Annotated in this window: 19 protein-coding genes; 11 read left to right on the forward strand and 8 right to left on the reverse strand. The window is 63.0% G+C overall.

Annotated features, from left to right (window positions below; translation table 11 throughout):
- The first annotated feature begins 279 nt into the window (after window positions 1–279).
- On the forward strand, window positions 280–798 hold the full coding sequence (locus DFR48_RS21080) for an RNA polymerase sigma factor (RefSeq protein ID WP_114365257.1): 519 nt from the start codon (window positions 280–282) through the stop codon (window positions 796–798).
- Complete coding sequence (locus DFR48_RS21085) at window positions 795–2,789, forward strand: vWA domain-containing protein (RefSeq protein ID WP_114365190.1); 1,995 nt, start codon at window positions 795–797, stop codon at window positions 2,787–2,789. Before DFR48_RS21080 ends, DFR48_RS21085 begins: the two co-directional genes overlap by 4 nt.
- Before the next feature lie 43 nt (window positions 2,790–2,832).
- Here DFR48_RS21085 and DFR48_RS21090 read toward each other — a convergent pair whose 3' ends face one another.
- The 5 genes from DFR48_RS21090 to DFR48_RS21110 all read right to left on the reverse strand — a co-directional run bounded on the left by DFR48_RS21090 (window position 2,833) and on the right by DFR48_RS21110 (window position 8,584).
- A complete protein-coding gene (locus tag DFR48_RS21090) occupies window positions 2,833–3,870 on the reverse strand; it encodes a LacI family DNA-binding transcriptional regulator (RefSeq protein WP_114365191.1) in 1,038 nt (345 codons plus the stop codon).
- Between the two features lie 150 nt (window positions 3,871–4,020).
- Window positions 4,021–4,917, reverse strand: a complete 897-nt coding sequence (locus DFR48_RS21095; RefSeq protein ID WP_114365192.1) for an NAD-dependent epimerase/dehydratase family protein — start codon at window positions 4,915–4,917, stop codon at window positions 4,021–4,023.
- 54 nt (window positions 4,918–4,971) lie between these two features.
- Window positions 4,972–6,474: a sugar ABC transporter ATP-binding protein gene (locus DFR48_RS21100; RefSeq protein ID WP_114365193.1), complete on the reverse strand. Its 1,503-nt coding sequence runs from the start codon at window positions 6,472–6,474 to the stop codon at window positions 4,972–4,974.
- Between the two features lie 73 nt (window positions 6,475–6,547).
- Window positions 6,548–7,489, reverse strand: a complete 942-nt coding sequence (locus DFR48_RS21105; protein WP_114365194.1) for a sugar-binding protein — start codon at window positions 7,487–7,489, stop codon at window positions 6,548–6,550.
- An 84-nt stretch (window positions 7,490–7,573) separates the two neighbouring features.
- Complete coding sequence (locus DFR48_RS21110; RefSeq protein WP_114365195.1) at window positions 7,574–8,584, reverse strand: ABC transporter permease; 1,011 nt, start codon at window positions 8,582–8,584, stop codon at window positions 7,574–7,576.
- A 358-nt stretch (window positions 8,585–8,942) separates the two neighbouring features.
- On the opposite strand from DFR48_RS21110, the gene DFR48_RS21115 reads away from it, so the two are divergent.
- Both DFR48_RS21115 and DFR48_RS21120 read left to right on the forward strand, forming a co-directional pair.
- On the forward strand, window positions 8,943–9,641 hold the full coding sequence (locus DFR48_RS21115) for an aspartate/glutamate racemase family protein (RefSeq protein ID WP_114365196.1): 699 nt from the start codon (window positions 8,943–8,945) through the stop codon (window positions 9,639–9,641).
- An 83-nt stretch (window positions 9,642–9,724) separates the two neighbouring features.
- Window positions 9,725–10,786, forward strand: coding sequence for an aldo/keto reductase (locus DFR48_RS21120; RefSeq protein WP_114365197.1), 1,062 nt, complete (start codon window positions 9,725–9,727; stop codon window positions 10,784–10,786).
- A 56-nt stretch (window positions 10,787–10,842) separates the two neighbouring features.
- On the opposite strand, the gene otnI is transcribed toward DFR48_RS21120, so the two are convergent.
- Both otnI and ltnD read right to left on the reverse strand, forming a co-directional pair.
- On the reverse strand, window positions 10,843–11,616 hold the full coding sequence (gene otnI, locus DFR48_RS21125) for a 2-oxo-tetronate isomerase (RefSeq protein ID WP_114365198.1): 774 nt from the start codon (window positions 11,614–11,616) through the stop codon (window positions 10,843–10,845).
- Between the two features lie 2 nt (window positions 11,617–11,618).
- On the reverse strand, window positions 11,619–12,539 hold the full coding sequence (gene ltnD / locus DFR48_RS21130) for an L-threonate dehydrogenase (RefSeq protein ID WP_114365199.1): 921 nt from the start codon (window positions 12,537–12,539) through the stop codon (window positions 11,619–11,621).
- Window positions 12,540–12,696: 157 nt separating this feature from the next.
- On the opposite strand from ltnD, the gene otnK reads away from it, so the two are divergent.
- From otnK to DFR48_RS21145, 3 genes are read left to right on the forward strand one after another with little or no spacing between them, the layout of a single operon-like run.
- The gene (otnK, locus tag DFR48_RS21135; RefSeq protein WP_245415681.1) at window positions 12,697–14,040 is read left to right on the forward strand and encodes a 3-oxo-tetronate kinase; all 1,344 of its coding nucleotides are present in this window, start codon (window positions 12,697–12,699) and stop codon (window positions 14,038–14,040) included.
- Window positions 14,033–14,674 carry a 3-oxo-tetronate 4-phosphate decarboxylase gene (gene otnC, locus DFR48_RS21140; RefSeq protein ID WP_114365200.1) on the forward strand — a complete coding sequence of 214 codons (642 nt, stop codon included), beginning with the start codon at window positions 14,033–14,035 and terminating at the stop codon, window positions 14,672–14,674. The genes otnK and otnC overlap by 8 nt, the downstream gene beginning before the upstream one ends.
- 32 nt (window positions 14,675–14,706) lie before the next feature.
- Complete coding sequence (locus tag DFR48_RS21145) at window positions 14,707–15,630, forward strand: NAD(P)-dependent oxidoreductase (RefSeq protein ID WP_280956444.1); 924 nt, start codon at window positions 14,707–14,709, stop codon at window positions 15,628–15,630.
- 156 nt (window positions 15,631–15,786) lie between these two features.
- Here DFR48_RS21145 and DFR48_RS21150 read toward each other — a convergent pair whose 3' ends face one another.
- Complete coding sequence (locus DFR48_RS21150) at window positions 15,787–16,809, reverse strand: LacI family DNA-binding transcriptional regulator (RefSeq protein ID WP_114365202.1); 1,023 nt, start codon at window positions 16,807–16,809, stop codon at window positions 15,787–15,789.
- Window positions 16,810–17,106: 297 nt separating this feature from the next.
- On the opposite strand from DFR48_RS21150, the gene DFR48_RS21155 reads away from it, so the two are divergent.
- The 4 genes from DFR48_RS21155 (at window position 17,107) to DFR48_RS21170 (ending at window position 20,613) form a co-directional block, all read left to right on the forward strand.
- Entirely contained in the window at window positions 17,107–18,441 is a 1,335-nt protein-coding gene (locus DFR48_RS21155; RefSeq protein WP_114365203.1) for an ABC transporter substrate-binding protein, read from the forward strand.
- A 101-nt stretch (window positions 18,442–18,542) separates the two neighbouring features.
- On the forward strand, window positions 18,543–19,490 hold the full coding sequence (locus tag DFR48_RS21160) for a carbohydrate ABC transporter permease (protein WP_114365204.1): 948 nt from the start codon (window positions 18,543–18,545) through the stop codon (window positions 19,488–19,490).
- Complete coding sequence (locus DFR48_RS21165) at window positions 19,487–20,428, forward strand: carbohydrate ABC transporter permease (RefSeq protein WP_114365205.1); 942 nt, start codon at window positions 19,487–19,489, stop codon at window positions 20,426–20,428. The genes DFR48_RS21160 and DFR48_RS21165 overlap by 4 nt, the downstream gene beginning before the upstream one ends.
- Window positions 20,425–20,613 carry a hypothetical protein gene (locus tag DFR48_RS21170; protein WP_114365206.1) on the forward strand — a complete coding sequence of 63 codons (189 nt, stop codon included), beginning with the start codon at window positions 20,425–20,427 and terminating at the stop codon, window positions 20,611–20,613. Before DFR48_RS21165 ends, DFR48_RS21170 begins: the two co-directional genes overlap by 4 nt.
- Window positions 20,614–20,616: the final 3 nt, after the last annotated feature.

Below are 20,616 nucleotides of genomic sequence, written 5' to 3' on the forward strand. Positions count from 1 at the left end.
TCCATACTCAACTGCACAAAAGAGCGGGCCATTCCATCCTCCTGAAACTACGACCATTATTCTCTTCGTTGCATTTGAAAATGGAATCTGCCCCAGCTGTAAACATAAATTGCATAATCAGCATTATGGAACTATCGACTCCATCCGGCCCTGTGTCCCGCGACACTATCGGTTTTCAGATTTCCTGATAATTTTTCGATGCCGCCCAAGGAAATTCATCCGACAAACGTCTCATTCCCAAAATAGACGTTTGCGGGTCGGCTTGGGGTGGACGCGGAATTGGATGCAGAGCTCATAGAACGGGCGCAGCGCGGTGACAGGGAGGCCTTCGGGCAGCTCGTCTCGCGCCACTATGATTTTGTCCACGCCATGGCATGGCGATGGTCGGGCAGTTCCACCGATGCCGACGACATCGCCCAGGAGGTCTGCGTCAAGCTCGGCGCGGCCATCCGGAGCTTTCGCGGCGCCAGCCGGTTCAGGACATGGCTCTATACGCTGACGCTGAACGCAGCCCGCGACCATAGACGCAAGCACACCCGAGAACAGCAGACGGTTCGCGCCTACACCGCGGAACCGCAGCACAATACGGGCGGCGACGACGAGGTCTCGACCGAGCTGTGGGCGGCGGTGCGCGCGCTGCCGGAACGTCAATGCGCGGCGGTGCTGCTCGTCTATGGCGAGGGCCTCAGCCATTCCGCCGCCGCCGATACGCTGGGTTGCTCGGAGGCCACCGTTTCCTGGCACGTCCACGAGGCACGCAAGAGGCTGAAGGCCATGTTCGGCAAGGAAGAGGTATGATCTTGGACAAGGAACTCGAAAAACTCTCCCGCCAGACACCGCCGGCACCCGATCCGGAGGCGCGGGCGCGGGCGCTTGCCGCAGCGATGCAGGCTTTCGACGATGCGGGAAATCATGTCCCGGCAGACCAAGGAAATGCGGGAGGGCGGCGTCAAAGCTCCATCTTCAACTGGATATGGAGTCCTGCCGTGAACAAGAAATTCCTCGCCGGTTCAGCCCTTGCGACGCTGCTCGTCGTTCCTCTCGCAGGCTATCTCACGATCGAGATGAACGGTAACGGCGTGCCGGTCATCGATCAGGAGAAGATCGCAACGGACGAGGAGCGGCCCACATCCCTTCCATCTGCTGCGGCTGAGGCGGCGCGTGGCGACTCCGATGCCATCGCCCTTGCGGGCAAGACGAACGGTCCGGCCGCGGATGTCGGGGAGGTCGAACGCCTGCTACCCCATGCATCGAGCGCCGTATCCCCGAAGCCGCAGTCGGCCGCTCGTATGAGCGCACCCGCCCTCGCCCCGGTTCCACCCATGGGCGAGAGCGGCGCGTTTCAGCCCGAACAGGATCGCGAGCGGTTCGCCAACGCCGATGACAATCCAATCAAGAGTGTGGCGACGGATCCGGTTTCGACCTTCTCCGCCGATGTCGACAGCGCGTCCTATTCCTTCGTTCGCCGGTCCTTGACCGGGGGGACAATCCCCGATCCCCGGTCGGTTCGCGTCGAGGAGATGATAAACTATTTCCCGTATGACTGGCCCGGTCCTGAAAGTGCCGATGCGCCCTTCAGGGCGACCGTGACGGTGATGCCGACCCCGTGGAACCACGACACGGAACTGATGCACGTGGCGATCAAGGGCTATGACCGCGCGCCGGCAACGACGCCGCGTGCCAACCTGGTGTTCCTGATCGACGTGTCGGGCTCGATGGACGAGCCGGACAAGCTGCCGCTGCTCAAGAGCGCCTTTCGTCTCCTGGTCAACAGGCTGAAGGCCGACGACACGGTCTCGATCGTCGCCTATGCCGGCAATGCCGGGATCGTGCTCGAACCGACACCCGCGGCGGAGAAATCAAAGATCCTCTCCGCAATCGACCGGCTGGAGGCCGGAGGCTCCACCGGCGGCGCCGAGGGGATCGAAGCGGCCTACGATCTCGCGCGGCAAGCCTTCGTCAAGGATGGCGTCAATCGCGTGATGCTGGCGACGGATGGCGATTTCAACGTCGGGCCGTCGAGCGACGAAGACCTGAAGCGCATGGTCGAGGAGGAACGCAAGGATGGCATCTTCCTGACCGTTCTCGGCTTCGGCCGCGGCAATCTCAACGATTCCCTGATGCAGACGCTTGCTCAGAACGGCAATGGGAGCGCCGCCTATATCGATACCCTGGCGGAGGCGCAGAAGACGCTGGTCGAGGAAGCCGGATCGACGCTGTTTCCGATCGCCACGGACGTCAAGTTTCAGGTCGAATTCAACCCGGAGCGGATCGCCGAGTACAGGCTGATCGGCTATGAAACGCGGACCCTCAACCGCGAGGACTTCAACAACGACCGTGTGGACGCCGGCGACATCGGTTCCGGCCACACCGTCACGGCGATCTACGAGATTACGCCCAAGGGAAGTCCCGCCGTCATGAACGACGAGCTGCGTTACGGCGCGAGCAGCACCGTTCCGGCAGAGACATCAGGCGATGCGCATCGCGGGGAGCTTGCCTTCCTCAAGATGCGCTACAAGCGGCCGGGCGAAGAAAGGAGCGTCCTCGTCACCATGCCTGTCGACGACAAGAACACCGTCGCCTCGGTCGACGCCGCGCCGCAGGACGTTCGCTTCTCGGTGGCCGTCGCCGCCTTCGGCCAGAAACTGCGGCGCGTCGCCCTCCCAGACTCCTACTCCTACCAGGCAATCGCAGATCTCGCGTCGGCATCGCGTGGCCCGGACCCCTACGGCTACCGGTCGGAATTCATCGGCCTTGTGCATCTGGCCGAGGGCCTCGACCAGCGATGAGGGGGACAGTGGAGCGCTGGCCAGAGAGCCCTCACCGGCCGTATCACGCGGTCGCGCCGGCGAACACCTCGAAGCCGGTGTCGAAAACCGAGGGTTCCGGCGGGCGCTGCGCCGACTCGAACGCCTTCTCGACCGCAGTGCGGCCAATGAGAAAACGGTTCGAGCGGATCGTTGAAAGCGGCTGCGGCAATTCGCGGCCGATATCGAGGCCGTTGAAGCCGAAAATCGCCAGCCGGTCCGGGATCGAGATATTCGCGGCCATGCAGTGAAAGATGCCGCCGACCGCCATGTCGTCGTTGGAATAGACGATAACATCGAGTTCCGGATGCTCGGCACAGAGCCGTGCCGTCATCTCCTTGCCGACGCCGACGGAGCTCGGCGCTTCCGCCACGGCTTCCGCCGTGATCGTCAGGCCGGCGTCCCGCAGGGCATCGACAAGGCCGTCGTAGCGAAGACGCGCCCGCCGGTCCGCCGTCCAGTCGTGGCCGGCATAGCCGAAGCGGCGATAGCCGCGCCCGACAAGATAGCGCCCGGTGGCGTATCCGGCCCGCCGGTGCGACATGCCGACGGCGATATCGATCGGCACCGCATCGATATCCATCATTTCCACGACGCGGATATCGCTTTGAATGAGCATGCGACGCGTCGCATCGGTATGTTCGAAGCCGGCGATCAGGATTGCGCTCGGTTTCCAGGACAAGAGCCCGCGAACGACCGCTTCCTCACGGTCCATGTCATATTCGGTAACGCTGATGACCGGCTGGTTCTCGCTGTCCCGCAGCGCGGCGTGGATGCCCTGAAGCACTTCGGGAAAGACGATGTTCGAGAGCGACGGAATGACGACGCCGACGAGATGGGAATCGAGCGAGGCCAGCGAGCCGGCGATCCTGTTCGGCACGTAGCCGGTGGCTCTGACCGCTTCCATCACCCGCTTTCGGGTTTCTTCCGCGACCGGCCCCTTGTTGCGCATGATGCGTGAGACGGTCGATTCGCCCACACCGGCACGCTGCGCGACGTCCTTGACGGTGACCTTGCTCTTCCTGTCGGGCAGACGCAGCCTTGGTTGCGTAACTTCTCCCATTCTTTGTGCTCCAGTGCCGGTTCAAGAAGACCTGTCGGCTGTTTCCAACCATTCGTTCCCTTCGAACCTTTATACCAAGTCGTCCGACGCTGCGAAGAGCGCCGGACGACTTGTTTCACAAGAGGCCGTGGCGCGAACGGCGAATACGCATCACTTCTGTCCGACGTATTTCCGCCACGAGTGCTGCTCCCGGAAGCCGAGGATCTCGCGTGCCTTGCGATTCGACAGCAGGCTTTCGTATTCTCCCATCGGACGCGTGACCTTTACGCCCGGATAGAAGCGGTCGATCAGTTCCTGCGTCGGGAGGTCGGAAGAGGTTTCGTCGTTGGCGGCGTTGAACACCTCGAAGCCGAGCCCGTCCTTGTGAACGGCGAGGTCGACGATCTGGCCGAGATCCCGCGCGTCGATATAGCTCCACGCAATTCTCTTGCGGAAGCCCGGATCGGCAAACCATTTGGGGAAGAGTTCGTATTCGTGCGGCTCGATCACGTTGCCGATGCGGATGGCATAGATGTCGACGCCCGACCGCAGGGCGAAGGCCTGCGCGGTCTTCTCGTTGCAGATCTTCGACAGTGCATAGCTGTCCATCGGGTCGACGGGGTAATCCTCCTCCAGCGGGAAGTGCACCGGATGGCGGGGCTCGTTGGCGAAAACGAGACCATAGGTGGTCTCCGACGAGGCGATGATCACCTTCTTGATCCCGAGCTTCACCGCCGCCTCGATGACGTTGTAGGTTCCCATCGTGTTGATGCGGAACATTTCGTTGTCCGGCGTGAGCATGATCCGCGGGATCGCCGCAAAGTGGACGACCGCATCCACGGGCTGCGTCCGCAGTGACGGGTCGAACTCGTGCAGGCCCATGTAGCTCGAGAAGGCATTGAACACCTGGCCGCTGTCGGTAATGTCGGTGATCAGCGTGCGCACCTTGGGATTGTCGAGCGGCTTGGTGTCGACGTTCAGGACCTGGTGGCCCTGTTCGACGAGGTACTGGACGACATGCTTTCCAGCCTTGCCGCTTCCCCCGGTGAACATAATGCGTTTGCTCATCTCATTCTCCATTGCTGCTGATATTGCTGTAGGGGATGTCGCCTGCCCGCGGGGTCAGCCCGTCGCGGCGAACATCACGTTTTCCTGGCTGGCGTCCTGGTGGCTGAAGCCACCGGTGATGCGGCCCTCCCTGAGGACGATCACCCTGTCGCTGATGGCGAGGATCTCCGGCAGGTCGGAGGAGACCACGATGATCGACATGCCTTCCTCAGCCAGCTTGTTCAGCAGGGCGTGGACCTCGGCCTTCGCGCCGACGTCGATGCCGCGGGTCGGTTCGTCGACGATGAGAATGCGCGGCTTGCGGGCCACCCATTTGGCGATGATGACCTTCTGCTGGTTGCCGCCCGACAGATTGACGACCTTCTGTTCCGGGCTCGGCGTCTTGATCCCGAGCGCCTGGATGAACTCCCGGCAGCGCTTCGTCTCCCGGCCGCGATCCACGAAATCGAGCCGGCAATAGTCCGAGAGATGCGTGAGGCTGAAATTCTCGCGGACCGATATGTCGAGCACGAGCCCCTGCCCCTTGCGGTCCTCGGTCACGAAGCCGAGACCTTCGCTGATCGCAACCGAAGGGTCGCTCATCCTGACCGGCTTGCCATCGATCAGGATCTCGCCGACATAGGCCCGGCTGCCGAAGATCATTTCCATGACCTCCGTGCGACCCGCTCCGATGAGTCCGAAGAAGCCGAGGATTTCACCCCTGTGCAGGTCGAAGCTCACATCCCTGACATTGGCGGAATGATGCGTTGGCCGATACATGCCGAGATTGCGCACGGACAACAGCACTTCGTCGGTGGCATGGGAGACGTGTTCGCCGAAGAACTGCGACAGTTCGCGATCGACCATCTTGCGCACCAGAAGATCGCGCGTCATTTCGCCGACGGGCCGGGAGTCCACGGTCTCGCCGTCGCGCATGACGGTCACCGTGTCGGCGATCTCGAAGATCTCCTCGAGCCGATGCGAGATGTAGACGATACCGATCCCCTGCGCGGCGAGCTTCTTGACCATGCGCAGCAGGACGGTCGCCTCGTGATGGCTGAGCGAGGCGGTCGGTTCGTCCATGATGATGAGTTTCGACTGATAGGAGATCGCGCGGGCGATCTCGACCATCTGCTTTTGTCCGATGCTGAGATCGCCGACCAGCATCGCCGGATTGAGTTTCATGTCGAGTTCGGCGAGAACGGCGGCGGCGGCCGCATTCATCTTCCGCCGGTCGATCAGCCTGGCCGCATTCACCGGTTCGCGGGCGAGGAAGATGTTCTCCGCAATCGACAGATTATCGACGACCGCGAGCTCCTGGTAGATGATCGATATGCCGAGGGATCGGGCATGCACCGGATCGGAGATCACGACGTCCTCGCCTTCGACCGCAATCGTACCGCCGGGATCACAGCGCTGCACGCCGGTCATGATCTTCATCAGCGTGCTTTTTCCCGCCCCGTTCTCGCCCGCGATGGCATGAACCTGTCCGCGATAGAGGGTGAGATCGACCCCTTTCAATGCCTTCACGCCCGGAAAGGTCTTTGAGATGTTTCGCATTTCGAGAAATGGGGTCATGGTCTGCTCGAATCCCGCTCCGGTGTGAATGGATGCGGAAGCAGTCGGCTCCCGCACCCAGGTTCTGCAGGTGTTACTTCGTGTAGCTGCCCAGATTGTCGGCCGTGACGACGGTGACGCCGGTATCGACATCGGCCGGGTTCTTCTCCTCGCCGGTGATCTGCGCCACCAGGTGCTCGACCGCCAGACGTCCCATCGTCACCGGACGCTGAACCATGATGCCGTCGATGAAGCCGTCCTTGACGCCCTTGACCGTGTCCGGCAGGTCGTCGAAGGCAAACACCTTCAGCACACCCTTGCGATCGGAGAATTCCTTCTCGGCGAGAACCTTGGCGACCGCGGGACCGCCGACCTGGCTGATACCGAAGATGCCCTTGAGGTCCGGGTTGGCGCGAAGCAGTGCTTCCGTCACCGACACCCCGCGAGCGAGATCGTCCTCGGTGCCTTCGGTGGCGGCGATGGTGATCTTAGGATAGGCTTCGAGTGCCTTCTTCACGCCGGCGATGCGCTCGTTCAGGTTCGATGCGCCGAGCTGACCGGTGACGATCGCCACCTTGCCCTCGCCGCCGATGGCTTCCGCCATCGCCTTGCCCATGGTTTCGCCAGCGGCTTCATTGATCGTGCCGATGTACATGCTGCGGCCGCTGTTGGCGCTGTCGCTGTCGAAGGTGAGAACGGCAATGCCGGCATCGACGGCCTGCTTGATGATGCCTTCGACGGACTTCGGCTCGTTCACGGAAATCGCGATCCCGTCGACATGCCGCGCGATCAGGTCCTCGATGATCTTGACCTGCGTCGAACCCTGGGTGTTCTGCGGAACAACCCACTGATACTGCACGCCGAGCTTGTCGGCAGCTTCCTTCGCACCGGTGTTGCAGTCGTCGAAGAACGGGACGGCAACCTTCGGAACGACGGCGACGGTGATGTCGGCCTTGTCCTTGGCAAAGGCTGCACCCGTTGCCAGCAGCGACATCGTCAGGATCGCCGCACGAGCGGAATTGAAAAGTACACGCATGAAATCCTCCTCCTCAACAAGCTCTCCTCGAGCCTGGATTCTTCGTGATTGACTTAGATGTTCGGCATGCTCATTCGTCTTGGCTCAGTTTTTTCCTCCCATGATCCTGCTCCGCAGCACGTCGAGGCTCACGGCGATCAGGATGACGCCGCCGGTGATGGCCTGTTGCGCATAGGTATTGATGTTGAGCAGCACGACGCCGTTGGCGATCACGCCGACGAGCGCCGCGCCGATGACCGCGCCGGTCACGCTCCCTGCCCCGCCGGCCAGACTCGCTCCGCCGATCGCGGCGGCGGCGATGACATCAAGCTCGGACCCGAAGCCGGAAGCCGGCTCGGCCGAGAGATAGCGGGAGAAACCGATGACGCCGGCCAATGCGGCAATCGTTGACGACAGGACATAGACCGACAGCTTGATGCGGTCGACCTTGACGCCGCTCAGCCGCGCGGCGTGCTCGTTCCCACCCGTCGCATAGACGTGCCGGCCGAAGCGGGTGCGGCGCATGATGACCGCGAAGAACAGCATCAGGACAACCATGATGATGACCGGCACCGGCACGGGGCCGAGATACCCCTGCCCGAGGACGGAAAAACCCTCCGGCGTCTCGGGCGTCACCGGCACGCCCCGGGTGATCATGTACATCAGCCCGCGCCCGATGCTCAGTGTTCCAAGGGTCGCGATGAACGGCGGCAAACCGATAAAGGTGATCAGGAGGCCGTTGCAGAGGCCGAAAACCAGGCCGACGCCCAGACCGGCGGCAACGCAGATCTCGGTCGGGTAACCCGCGCTGAAGCAGAGAGCGGTTACGAGCGAGGCAAGCCCCATGGCCGAGCCGACCGACAGGTCGATGCCGCCGGTGATGATGACCATGACCATGCCGATGCCCATGATCGCCGTCAGCGAAAAGGCGCGGAACACGCCCATCAGGTTGTTCGTCGTGAAGAAGTAGGGCGTATAGAGGCTGATCAGGGCCCCGACCACGACCAGCGCGATCAGGACGTTGAACTCACGCACCTGGAACAGCCTGCCGGCTTCGGTCAGCAGGCGGGAATGCAGCGATCCGGACGCGGTTTGGTGCTGATCGGTCGCAAGCATTTCTCATTCCTCCCAAAAATTGCTCCGGTGCGCTGCCGCCTCGACCCAAGGGGCTCCTCAACCCCTTCGGCCGTCCCATCCACCTATTCTCCGGTCGAGAACTGACGGTAGAACGGCCATTGAATGGCAGCGCTGTCATTGTCTCGTTCAGTTCCCGGATTTTGTCAACCGGCATTTTACGATTTGCGGATATTCGCATTTCATCTGCGGATTCCCGCAATTCGTCGAAGATAGTGGAGATACGGCGCTTTTTGGATGTTGCGTTCATCCGAAGACGGGCGATAGTATGGCAGCGCTGTCATTTCAAAGTCTGCTCGAGCCTGATCGCAGGCGAGAAATCGAACCGGAGAGCCCGTTGATGCCCGACGCGACAAAGGCCGCCATGTCCATCGCCATGATTCACACGGTCGCAGGCCTCGTGCCGACGCTGGACGCGCTTGCCAGACGTGAACTGGACGGCTGGGAGCCCTTCAACATTCTCGATGAAAGCCTGCTGAGGAATACGATCCGGGAGGGCAGCCTCTCGAAAGCGACGATGCGGCGCCTGGCGCAGTACGTCTGGTCGGCCGTCGATGGTGGTGCCGATGCCGTTCTCGTCACCTGCTCCTCGCTCGGTCCGGCCGTTGATGCCGCGCGACACCTTTGCCCCGTGCCACTCTTCCGCATCGACACGGGCATGGCCCTCGAAGCGGTGTCGAAATCGTCGCGGATCGGCGTCCTGGCTACGTTGCCGACGACGCTCGGCCCCACCGGCGACGTCATCAGGAGGGGCGCAGCCGATACCGGGCGCGCCGATTGCCGCGTGACGGAGGAGCTGTGCGAGGGAGCGTTCCAGCGCCTGTCAGCCGGCGACCGCGAGGGACACGATGCCATTGTGGTCGACGGTTTCCGGCGGCTCGCGCCGAAGGTCGACCTGATCGTCCTCGCCCAGGCGTCGATGGCAAATGCGCGCGCCCCTCTCGGCCCCGAGCCGGGCGGAGTGCCGGTGCTGACCAGCCCCGAACTCGGCATGCGGCACGTCAGGGAGCAGCTTTCGGCAGGCGCGCCCCAGCGATGAAGGCGACGGTTTCCGCTCTTCCAGACCACGATATCAAGGCTGCGGGGCGGCGTCCCGGGCAGCGTCAAGCCAAGGAGTAGAACATGGAATATCGGCAACTCGGCCGCTCTGGCCTCAAGGTCTCGGCGGTGAGCATGGGTACCTTCTCGTTCGGCGGCAAGGGCGATTTCGCCATGGTCGCAAGCCAGGGCGTCAAGGAGGCGCAACGGCTGGTCGATACCTGCATCGACGGCGGCATCAATCTCTTCGACACCGCCAACATGTATTCCGCCGGACGTTCGGAGGAAATTCTCGGCGAGGTCCTCGAAGGACGTCGCGACAAGGTTCTCGTCTCCAGCAAGGCGCGAATGCGGATCGGGGACGGCCCCAACGACGAAGGCGTGTCACGCTATCACCTCATCCGCGAATGCGAGCGGAGCCTGAAGCGCCTGCGAACCGACCACATCGACATCTATTTCATGCACGAATGGGACGGACTTACCCCGGCCGAAGAAATGCTCTCGGCGCTGGACACGTTGGTCAGTCAGGGAAAGGTCCGCTATGTCGGTTGCTCGAACTATTCCGGCTGGCACATCATGAAGGTGCTGGGGATTGCGGATATCAAGAGTTATCCCCGCTTCGTCACGCAGCAGATCCACTACACGCTGGAAGCGCGGGAGGCGGAATACGAGCTCCTGCCGATTTCCGTGGATCAGGGCCTCGGCGTCATGGTCTGGAGCCCGCTTGCGGCCGGCCTTCTTTCAGGCGCGTTCCGCCGCGATCGGACGCCTTCCGATTCGCGCCAGGCGGCCGGGTGGAGCGAACCTCCCATCCGCGACAAAGAGCGCCTGTGGACCATCGTCGACGTTCTGGTCGAGATCGCCGAGGCAAGAGGCGCCACGCCGGCACAGGTCGCACTCGCCTGGACGCTGTCACGACCGGCGATTGCCTCCGTCGTTGTCGGCGGGCTGACCGAACAGCATTTCCGCGACAACATCGCCGCGGTCGACCTGGAGCTGAGCATTCAGGAACTGGAACGCCTGAATGCCGTCAGCCGGCTCCCCTACCTCTATCCCTATTGGCACCAGCACAATTTCGCGAAGGAACGCTTCTGCGCAGGCGACTGGGCGCTGCATCAGAGCTACGAGGATCTCGGGAAAATCTGAGGACGGCAGGCGGGTCCGGGACCCGCCTCCAAGACTTGCCTCCAGCCCCCGCCGGGTCAGCCGGCGAACGCCTTCAGCCAGCCGAGCCCGGCGACGGTTTCGCCCGCCGGGCGGTATTCACAGCCGACATAGCCGGCATAGCCGAGCGCATCGAGCTCCCGCAGAACCCGGAAATCATTGAGTTCTCCGGTTCCCGGTTCGTTGCGTGCAGGCACCGAGGCGATCTGGATGTGGCCGATGATCGGCATCAACTCACGTAGCCCACGGATCACGTCGCCATGGATGATCTGGCGATGGTAGATGTCGAACTGCAGCTTGAGATTGGGACGGGCCATATCGGCGATGAGGTCCGCGGCAAAATTGAAATCATTGAGGAAATAGCCCGGCATGTCGCGCGGGTTGATCGGCTCGATCAGCACGTCGAGACCCGCCTCCCCGGCTTTGTCGCAGGCGAACGCCAGCGAGGAACGGTACGTGGCGCGAGCCTTCGCGTCCGAACGATCGGCGAGCCCGCTCATCACATGCAGCCGCCCGACACCGGTCGCGCGCGCATAGCGCAATGCCGTCTCCACGGATTGGCGGAACTCCCCTTCCCTTCCTGGCAGCGCAGCCAGTCCACGTTCTCCGCCCGCCCAGTTCCCAGGCGGGAGATTGAACAGCGCCTGGGTCAGGCCGGCGGCGTCCAGCCGCGCGCGGATGACGTCCGGCTCGAAGTCGTAAGGGAATAGAAACTCGACCGCCTCGAAACCGGCGGCAGCGGCAGCCGCGAACCGGTCGAGAAATCCGGCCTCGTTGAACATCATGGTCAGATTTGCGGCAAAGCGTGGCATGCTCACTGCCTCCCCGGCGCTTCGGGCAGTTTCAGTCCGGCGACCTGCGCCAGCAGGCGGGCAACCGAGGCGTCGTCGTCACGCCCCATGCCGGCGGCCGACGTCATGATGAACATCTGCAGGGCCGTCGAGGCGATCGACAGCGGGAACTTCAGGTCCCGCCCGATATCGGAAACGATCCCCAGATCCTTCGTGAAGATATCGATCGCGCTCCGCGGCGCGTAATCGCCCTCGAGGATATGCGGCACGCGATTTTCGAACATCCAGGAGTTGCCGGCAGACGCGGTGATGACTTCGTAGACCTTGTCTATGTCGAGGCCCAGAGCCTTGGCGAAAGTGATGGCTTCGCAGGCAGCGGCTATGTGAACGCCGGCCAGCAACTGATTGACAATCTTGAACGAAGCGCCGATTCCGGCCCGATCCCCCAGCTCGTAGACCTTCTGCGCGATGGCGTCGAGCGCCGGGCGAACCTTGTCGAAGGCCTCCGGCCGGCCCGATGCCATGATCGTCAGCTGGCCCGCGGCGGCCTTGCCGGCGCCGCCGCTGATCGGCGCGTCGATATAGTCGCGCCCCTGCGCCTGCACACGCTCTTCGAAGCCGCGTGCCATGTCCGGCCCCATCGTGGCGAAGGAGAGCACGACGCCGCCCTTCGCCATCGCCGCAACCACACCGTGGTCGCCAAAGAGGACGGTTTCCGTCTGGTTCGCGTTGACGACGACGGTGATGACGACATCCGCGCCGTCGGCCGCCTTGGCCGGGTCGCCGTTCGCCTTTCCGCCGGCCTCGGCAAAGCGCGTCATTGCGGCCGCGCTGACGTCGCAGCCGGTCGTCTCGAAGCCGGCGCGCAGCAGCGAGGTGGCGACCCCCATTCCCATGGACCCGAGCCCGACGACGCAGACTTTCAAACCCGTTTGATTGCTCATCTATGAAAACACCTTCCGATCCGTCGTCATCATGCCGCTCCGCAGGCGCTTGCTTTTCCTCTCCCGGAAAAGTAATGATAGCGTTGCCACTACATGGTTAGCCCATCTGCGAATTCCATTGCAAGCCCTTATTTTCGCCAGAAGATCAACGGCTTCGATGCGTTTCCGGAGGGCCGGCCCGCGGCCGACCGGCCGCGGCCATATCTGGGAGGAAGAATTGCTGATTGGCGCTGTTGCCGACGACATCACCGGGGCCACGGACCTGTGCCTCATGCTCTCTCGCGAGGGCATGCGCACGATCCAGGTGATCGGCGTGCCCACTGATGATGTCGCGTTTTCCGATGCGGATGCCGTCGTCGTTGCCCTGAAATCGCGCACGATCCCGGCCGCAGAGGCGGTCGAAATGTCGTGTACCTCCGCCCGCGCCCTTCTGGCCGCCGGCGCCGAACAGCTCATCTTCAAATACTGTTCGACATTCGATTCGACGGATGCCGGCAATATCGGGCCGGTCGCCGAAGCGCTGCAGGATCTGACCGGCGCGCCGGTGACGATCGCCTGTCCGTCGTTTCCGGCCGCCGGGCGCACGGTCTACAAGGGGCACCTCTTCGTCGGAGACAGGCTGCTCTCGGAAAGTCCGCTCAAGGATCATCCGCTGACCCCGATGCGCGATCCGGACCTCGTCCGTGTGCTGCAGCGGCAATGCAGCCGGCCGGTGGGTCTCGTGCAGGCCGAGACCATCGCGAAGGGTCCCGACGCCGTGAAGGCCGCCTTCGCCGAGCAATACGCCGTCGGCAAGCGCATATTGATCGTCGACACGCTGAGCGATGCCGATCTCAGGACCATTGGCAAGGCCTGCGCCGGGATGAAGCTCGTGACGGGCGGTTCCGGCGTCGCCATGGGCTTGCCGGAGAATTTCAGGCAGACGCGCGGATTCGTTCCGCCGCCGCAGGAGGCCCGGATGGCGGCCCCGGCGGGCCGCGCGGCCATTCTCGCCGGCTCGTGCTCGGCGGCGACGCGCGGCCAGATCGAGGCGGCGAAAGCGGCCGGGCTGCCCGTGCTGCGGCTCGACATCGCCGTCGTCGCGGATGGGCGACAGACGGCCGCTGATCTCGCCCAGTGGGCGATCAACATGCCGGCCGATCGACCGCCGCTGATCTACTCCAGCGCCGGTCCCGACGAACTGGCCGAGATCCAGACGCGGATGGGACGCCACGAGTCCGGCGCCCTGGTGGAAAGAACCTTGGCGGACGTCGCGCGTCGCCTCGCGGGCGCCGGTTTCTCCCGCTTTCTCGTCGCCGGCGGGGAGACGTCCGGCGCGATCGTCGAGGCGCTCGGTGTCAAGGTCCTGCTGATCGGGCCGGAGATCGACCCGGGCGTGCCGTGGACGCGCAGCATTTCGGGTCCCGATCTCGCACTGGCGCTCAAATCGGGAAATTTCGGTGCCACGGACTTCTTCCTGAAGGCCTGGGAATTGCTGGAAGCGGAGACCGAAGATGCATGATCTCAACCGTCTGCGTGACGAAGTGTGCCGCGTCGGACAGTCGCTGTTTCAAAGGGGGCTGACCTCAGGATCGACCGGCAATATCTCGGTCCGGACGGCCGACGGCGGCTGGCTGATGACGCCGACCAATGCCTCGCTCGGCAATCTCGACCCGTCCCGCCTATCCCTGTTCGACGCGGAGGGCCGTTTCATCGATGGAGACGCGCCGACGAAGGAAGCGTTCCTGCATTTTTCGATGTACGGCGAGCGTGCGGATGCCGGTGCCGTCGTGCACCTCCATTCGACCCATTCGACGGCTGTCAGCATCATGGCCGATGTCGACCCGGAAGACGTGCTGCCGGCCCTGACCGCCTATTACGTCATGCGCGTCGGGCGCCTGCCACTCGTTCCCTATTACGCGCCCGGCGATCAGGCACTCGCCGAGGCGGTGCGCAGCCTCGCCAGCCGCCACCACGCCATGCTGCTCGCCAATCATGGACCGGTCGTCGCCGGGACCAGTCTCGCCAACGCGCAGTATGCAACGGAAGAGCTGGAAGAGACGGCAAAACTCTTCCTGATGCTGCAGAACCACGCCAAGCGCGTTCTCACACCCGAGCAGGTCGCGGATCTGCGCCGACGCTTCGCCCTTCCCTGACCGGCCGAGCCGATCAGCAAACCCGATTTTCGATACATTTCCAGGAGAAAACTATGAACACGACGGCAAATGAAACGGTGGGCTTCGTCGGGGTCGGCCTCATGGGCCACGGCATGGCCAAGAACATCGTCGAAAAGGGCTATCCCTTGACGGTCATCGCCCACCGGAACCGCAAGCCGATCGAAGACCTCGTTGCCCGCGGCGCGACGGAAGCTAAGTCGCTCGAGGAGCTCGCAGCCGCGTCCACCATCGTCTTTCTCTGCCTCACCAGTTCGAGAGAGGTCGAGGCCGTCGTCAACGCCATGAAGCCGAAGCTTGGCCGTGGCGCGGTCATCGTCGACTGTTCGACGGGAGACCCCAGCGTCACCGCCCGGCTGGCGGAGGAACTGAAGGCGCTCGGTGTCCATTTCGCCGACGCCCCCTTGAGCCGAACGCCGAAGGAAGCCTGGGAAGGCACGCTCGATGCGATGGTCGGCGCCGATGATGATATCTTCGCACGAATCCGGCCGGTGATTGCGACCTGGGCCGGGAAGATCGTTCACATCGGCGGCATCGCCGACGGTCACCGGATGAAGCTGCTGAACAACTTCATCGCCCTTGGCATGGGGGCGCTTTTCGCGGAAGCGATAGCGCTGTCACGCAAGGTGGGGATCTCGGTCGACCGGTTCGACAGCGTGATCCGCGGAGGCCGCATGGACAGCGGCTTCTACCAGACCTTCATGGGCTATGTCCTCGAAGGCAACAGGGAAGCGCACCGGTTCACGTTGTCGAACGCCTACAAGGATCTGAAATACCTGGAATCCATGGCGAATGCGGCGACCGTCGCGACGCCGCTCGCCAGCGCGACCAAGAACTCCTATGCGGTCGCGGTCGCCGGCGGCGGCGGCGGACCGGAAGACTACGTTCCGCACCTCGCCGACTTCATCGCGAGACTCAACGGGCTGGAGACGAAGTAGGTCGGCGAACCATCCGCCGCCGTTGCGCCTGTCTGCGGGTGTTCCATCGATGCGTTTCTCATTCGCCGCAGCGGGCATACACCCACGAGCGCCTGGTTCTATTCGCTCAGGATTGCGCACTCTGCCGGAAGCGACCCCGCTTGCTTCCGGCGCGTCTCAGAGATTTTCCTTCAGCAGGATCTCGATGCGTATCCGTTCCTGCGACACAATGGGTTCGCGCTGTTCCAGGCGCGCGCGCATGATGCGGGTCGCGCTTCTGACGGCATGGCCAGGGTCCTGGGCGATGACGGCATCGATCCTGTCGTCACGGAGCGCTTCCTCGCTGAAGGGCGTGAGCTCGTGGACGACCACGGTCAACGGCCGCGGGTCGGTGACCGCCTCGATGGCGGAGACCGGTACCCTTGCCTCGGCGCTCAGCACGTAGACGGCTTCAATATCCGGGTTGTGTTCCAGCATCCTGCGGATCACGAGGCCGGCGCGACGTTCGTCGCCATAGGTTTCCACCGAAGGCAAGGGGACGAGGTGCGGGAACTGGTCGTGGATGATCCTGTCGAAGCCCAGCCTGCGCTCTATGCTGTCCTGCGCCATCATGGTTTCTGCCACGACCATGATTTTTCCCGGAGTGCTCGCGAGAAACCGGCCGACCAGCTTTCCCGCCGTGGCGCCGGCGGCGAAATTGTTCACGCCGACGAAATCCGCCGCCGGCAGCTTTTCGTGACCTGAAAGAAATTGAACGACCTTGATGCCGCGCTCGATCAGCCGGGCCATGGCGTCGCGAACCTGCGGCGATTCCGGCGCCATGATCGCGACACCGTCGAGTTCGCCCGGCTCAAGGCCGGAGAGATACCTCGCGACCGCATGCGGATCGGACATCGGCATCTGCACGAGATCGATGTCGGTGAGATCGGAGCGGAGTGCCTCGTGCGCCTCCCTCACCTCCCGCAGGATCCGTTGGAGATACTGATCGCCCGCGAGCGGCAGGACGAAGCGGAAGCGATAGATGCGGTTGCGTGCGAGATTGACGGCCGCCGGATTGCGCACGAAGCCGATCCGCTCGATCGCCTCGTTCACCTTCCGCGCCGCCTTCGCGCTGACATTCGGCCGATCGTTCAGCACACGGTCCACCGTGGCAAGACTGACACCTGCGGCTTCCGCGAGGTCCTTGGCTGTGGGTCTCATGACGCCTTTCTACATATCGACACCGGAGTCGGCATAGACTTCTCCAACAATTTCAAGCGAAAAGCAAGAAATTGAGGTGCGCACCTCAAAAATTCCTTGCATTGAGGTGCGCACCTCAATTATAGACTCGTCCAGGGTCGAGAACCCGGACGCGAACTGCATCCGGCAAGCTCTCGATATCGCGGCCGGTGGAGGAAAGTTGCCGGCCCGGAGGACTGAGAAACGCATTGGTTGCCCTGGAGGGGGCGTCGAACGCATCCCGATGGAGATCGGGATCGGTCAAGGGAGGAGAACGTCATGAAATCAGCATTCCTGAAATCCACGGTCGCCGCGGGCGCGCTCGCCTGGTCGAGCCTGTCGGGCGCGACCGCAGCCAAGGCCGACGAACTCACATTGTGCTGGGCGGCCTGGGACCCGGCCAACGCGCTGGTCGAACTCAGCAAGGATTTCGAAGCCAAGTCCGGCCACAAGATGAAGTTCGAATTCGTGCCGTGGCCGAACTTCGCCGACCGCATGCTCAACGAGCTGAATTCCGGCGGCAAGCTGTGCGACCTGATGATCGGCGACAGCCAGTGGATCGGCGGCGCCGCCGAGAACGGCCAGTATGTGAAGCTCAACGATTTCTTCGACAAGGAAGGAATCAAGATGGAGAACTTCATCCCTGCGACCGTCGTCGGTTATGCCGAATGGCCGAAGAACTCGCCGAACTACTGGGCGCTTCCGGCCTTCGGTGACGTGGTCGGCTGGACCTATCGCAAGGACTGGTTCTCCCGCCCCGAACTGCAGGACGAATTCAAGAAGAAGTACGGCCGCGATCTCGCCGTGCCGAAGACCTTCGCGGAACTCAAGGATATCGCCGAGTTCTTCCAGGGGCGCGACATTGACGGCAAAACCGTCTACGGCGCGGCGATCTACACCGAGCGAGGATCGGAAGGCATCACCATGGGGGCGATGGACGCCCTCTATTCCTTCGGCTTCGAATACCAGAACCCCGACAAGCCCTACGACATGGAGGGCTTCGTCAACTCGCCCCAGGCGATCGCAGGTCTCGAATACTACAAGTCGCTCTACGACTGCTGCACGCCTCCCGGATCGTCCGATGCCTACATGTCGGAGAACATCGACGCCTACAAATCGGGCCAGGTCGCGTTGCAGATGAACTTCGCCTTCATCTGGCCGGGGATCAACGCCGACCCGAATGTCGGCGGCGACAAGTCCGGCTATTTCCCCAATCCTGCAGGCCCTGACGGCAAGCAGTTCGCCCAGCTCGGCGGCCAGGGCATCTCGGTGGTTGCGGCCTCCGCGAAGCAGGATGCCGCACTCCAGTATATCAAGTGGTTCGCCCAGCCCGAGATCCAGCAGAAGTGGTGGTCGCTCGGCGGCTACTCCGCACTCCGCTCGGTCGTGGAGGATCCGGGTTTTGCCACCAGCCAGCCCTATGCCCAGACCTTCCTCGACTCCATGGCCATCGTGAAGGATTTCTGGGCGGAACCGTCCTATGCTTCACTTCTGCAGGCTTCGCAAAAGCGCTTCCACGACTATGTGATCGCCGGCCAGGGCACGGCCAAGGAAGCCCTCGACGGCCTCGTCAAGGACTGGACCGAGGTCTTCGAGGACGAAGGCAAGATCTGATCCCCTGCCCCGGCTCTCGCGACCCGGTGGCCATCCGTCCAAGCGGTGCCGGCATCATTCCGGCACCGCCCGCTCATTCCTTTCTTGTTGGGGGTTAGCCCATGTCCGAGAGCGCCATCGACCGCCTCGCGCGCGCAACGCCGTCCGGAGTCTCCAGGAGAATTTCAGGCCTGTCCGACCGGGCGATCGCCTGGATCTTCGTGACGCCGACGATCCTTCTGCTCCTTGCGGTCAACATCTTTCCCCTGATCTGGACCGTCAGGCTGAGTTTCACCAATTTCCGGGTCAACAGGCCCGGCGAGGCGCCCGAGTTCGTCGGATTGCGCAATTACACCCGCATCCTGACCGATGGCGACATCTGGCTGACGATGCAGGCGACGGCGCATTTCCTGTTCTGGACGATCGCGCTGCAGGTGCTGATCGGCTTCACGCTCGCTTACCTGATCAACAAGAAGTTCCGCGGAAACGATCTCTGGACGACGATCATCGTACTGCCGATGATGCTGAGCCCGGCCGTCGTCGGCAACTTCTGGACCTTCCTCTACCAGCCGCAGATCGGCCTCTTCAACTACGTGGTCGGCTTCTTCAGCGGCGTCGACCCTTCGAGCTTCTCGATGATCGGCGACGTCTCGCTCGCACCCTGGGCGATCGTCATCGTCGACACCTGGATGTGGACGCCCTTCGTCATGCTGATCTGCCTCGCCGGACTGCGGTCGATCCCCGACAGCATTTACGAGGCTGCCGAATGCGACCGGGCAAGCAAATGGCGGCAGTTCTGGACCATCACCATTCCGCTGGTCCTGCCGTTCCTGATGCTCGCGATCCTGTTCCGGGGCATCGAGAACTTCAAGATGTTCGACCTCGTCGTGCAGCTGACCGGTGGCGGGCCGGGTTCGGTGACCGAACTCACCTCGATCAACCTCAAGCGCGAGGCCTTCGAGAAATGGCGCACCGGCTATGCCTCGGCCTATGCGGTGATCCTCTTCGTCACGGTCTTCGGCCTCGCCTCGATCTATGTGAAGGCGCTGAACAAGGTGAAAGAACGATGAGCAATTACTCCGTCACCGAGCCATCGGCTCGCCAGAAATGGTTCGCCGGCGCCCTTGTCGTCATCTATGCCGTCGTGACGATCATGCCGCTCGTCTGGATCATCGCCACCGGCTTCAAGAGCCCCTCCGACGCGATCGCCTATCCGCCGAAGGTGCTGTTCGAGCCGACGCTCGAGGGCTACGTGAACCTCTTCACGACCAGGACCCGCGTCTCCGATGCGGACCTCCAGGCCCTCGGCGAACCGAAGACCTGGTATGAAAGGCTTGTCCGGAAGGACGGACTGGTGATTGCCGGCCCCTCCCGCTTCGGCGAGCGCTTCTACAACTCGGTCGTGATCGGCTTCGGCTCGACCCTGCTCTGCATCGTGCTCGGGACGGCGGCGGCCTATGCCTTCTCGCGCTTCAAGGTGCCGCTGAAGGACGACCTTCTCTTCTTCATCCTGTCGACCCGCATGATGCCGCCGATCGCCGTCGCAATCCCGATCTTCCTGATGTTCCGGTCGCTCAGCCTGAGCGACACCCATGCAGGCCTGATCCTCCTCTATACGGCGGTGAATCTCTCGCTCTCGGTCTGGCTGCTCAAGGGCTTCATCGACGAGATCCCCGTCGAATACGAGGAGGCGGCGCTGATCGACGGCTACACGCGCTTCCAGGCCTTCTACAAGGTCGTGCTGCCGCAGGCCGTGACGGGCATCGCCTCGACCGCGATCTTCTGCCTGATCTTCGCCTGGAACGAATATGCCTTCGCGGTGCTCCTGACCTCGGGCACGGCGCAGACCGCGCCGCCCTTCATTCCGACCATCATCGGCGTCAGCGGCCAGGACTGGCCGGCCGTCGCCGCCGGGGCCACGCTCTTCCTCGTTCCGGTCGTCGTCTTCACGATCGTCCTGCGCAAGCATCTCCTGCGCGGCATCACCTTCGGAGCCGTTCGAAAATGAACCAATTCCTCAACAGGCTGCGCCGGCTGCGGCGTAACGAGTGGGAGCTTGTCGCCTCGGCGCTGATCGCTCTCGGCGTCTTCATGATGATGCAGCCCTTCACGCTGTCGCTCTATACCTATTCCTTCGTCGTGACATTGGTGGGCACCGTGATGTTCGTCATCGTCAGCCACTTCCCGGAGTAAGAC

The organism is Ciceribacter lividus, from assembly GCF_003337715.1.
GTDB classification, from domain to species: Bacteria; Pseudomonadota; Alphaproteobacteria; order Rhizobiales; family Rhizobiaceae; genus Allorhizobium; species Allorhizobium lividum.

Coding starts and splice junctions, on each gene's coding strand:
- DFR48_RS21085 (WP_114365190.1), top strand. CDS start 795: ATGATCTTGGACAAGGAACTCGAAAAACTCTCCCGCCAGACACCGCCG.
- DFR48_RS21090 (WP_114365191.1), bottom strand. CDS start 3,870: ATGGGAGAAGTTACGCAACCAAGGCTGCGTCTGCCCGACAGGAAGAGC.
- DFR48_RS21095 (WP_114365192.1), bottom strand. CDS start 4,917: ATGAGCAAACGCATTATGTTCACCGGGGGAAGCGGCAAGGCTGGAAAG.
- DFR48_RS21100 (WP_114365193.1), bottom strand. CDS start 6,474: ATGACCCCATTTCTCGAAATGCGAAACATCTCAAAGACCTTTCCGGGC.
- DFR48_RS21105 (WP_114365194.1), bottom strand. CDS start 7,489: ATGCGTGTACTTTTCAATTCCGCTCGTGCGGCGATCCTGACGATGTCG.
- DFR48_RS21110 (WP_114365195.1), bottom strand. CDS start 8,584: ATGCTTGCGACCGATCAGCACCAAACCGCGTCCGGATCGCTGCATTCC.
- DFR48_RS21115 (WP_114365196.1), top strand. CDS start 8,943: ATGCCCGACGCGACAAAGGCCGCCATGTCCATCGCCATGATTCACACG.
- DFR48_RS21120 (WP_114365197.1), top strand. CDS start 9,725: ATGGAATATCGGCAACTCGGCCGCTCTGGCCTCAAGGTCTCGGCGGTG.
- otnI (WP_114365198.1), bottom strand. CDS start 11,616: ATGCCACGCTTTGCCGCAAATCTGACCATGATGTTCAACGAGGCCGGA.
- ltnD (WP_114365199.1), bottom strand. CDS start 12,539: ATGAGCAATCAAACGGGTTTGAAAGTCTGCGTCGTCGGGCTCGGGTCC.
- otnK (WP_245415681.1), top strand. CDS start 12,697: ATGCGTTTCCGGAGGGCCGGCCCGCGGCCGACCGGCCGCGGCCATATC.
- otnC (WP_114365200.1), top strand. CDS start 14,033: ATGCATGATCTCAACCGTCTGCGTGACGAAGTGTGCCGCGTCGGACAG.
- DFR48_RS21150 (WP_114365202.1), bottom strand. CDS start 16,809: ATGAGACCCACAGCCAAGGACCTCGCGGAAGCCGCAGGTGTCAGTCTT.
- DFR48_RS21155 (WP_114365203.1), top strand. CDS start 17,107: ATGAAATCAGCATTCCTGAAATCCACGGTCGCCGCGGGCGCGCTCGCC.
- DFR48_RS21160 (WP_114365204.1), top strand. CDS start 18,543: ATGTCCGAGAGCGCCATCGACCGCCTCGCGCGCGCAACGCCGTCCGGA.
- DFR48_RS21165 (WP_114365205.1), top strand. CDS start 19,487: ATGAGCAATTACTCCGTCACCGAGCCATCGGCTCGCCAGAAATGGTTC.
- DFR48_RS21170 (WP_114365206.1), top strand. CDS start 20,425: ATGAACCAATTCCTCAACAGGCTGCGCCGGCTGCGGCGTAACGAGTGG.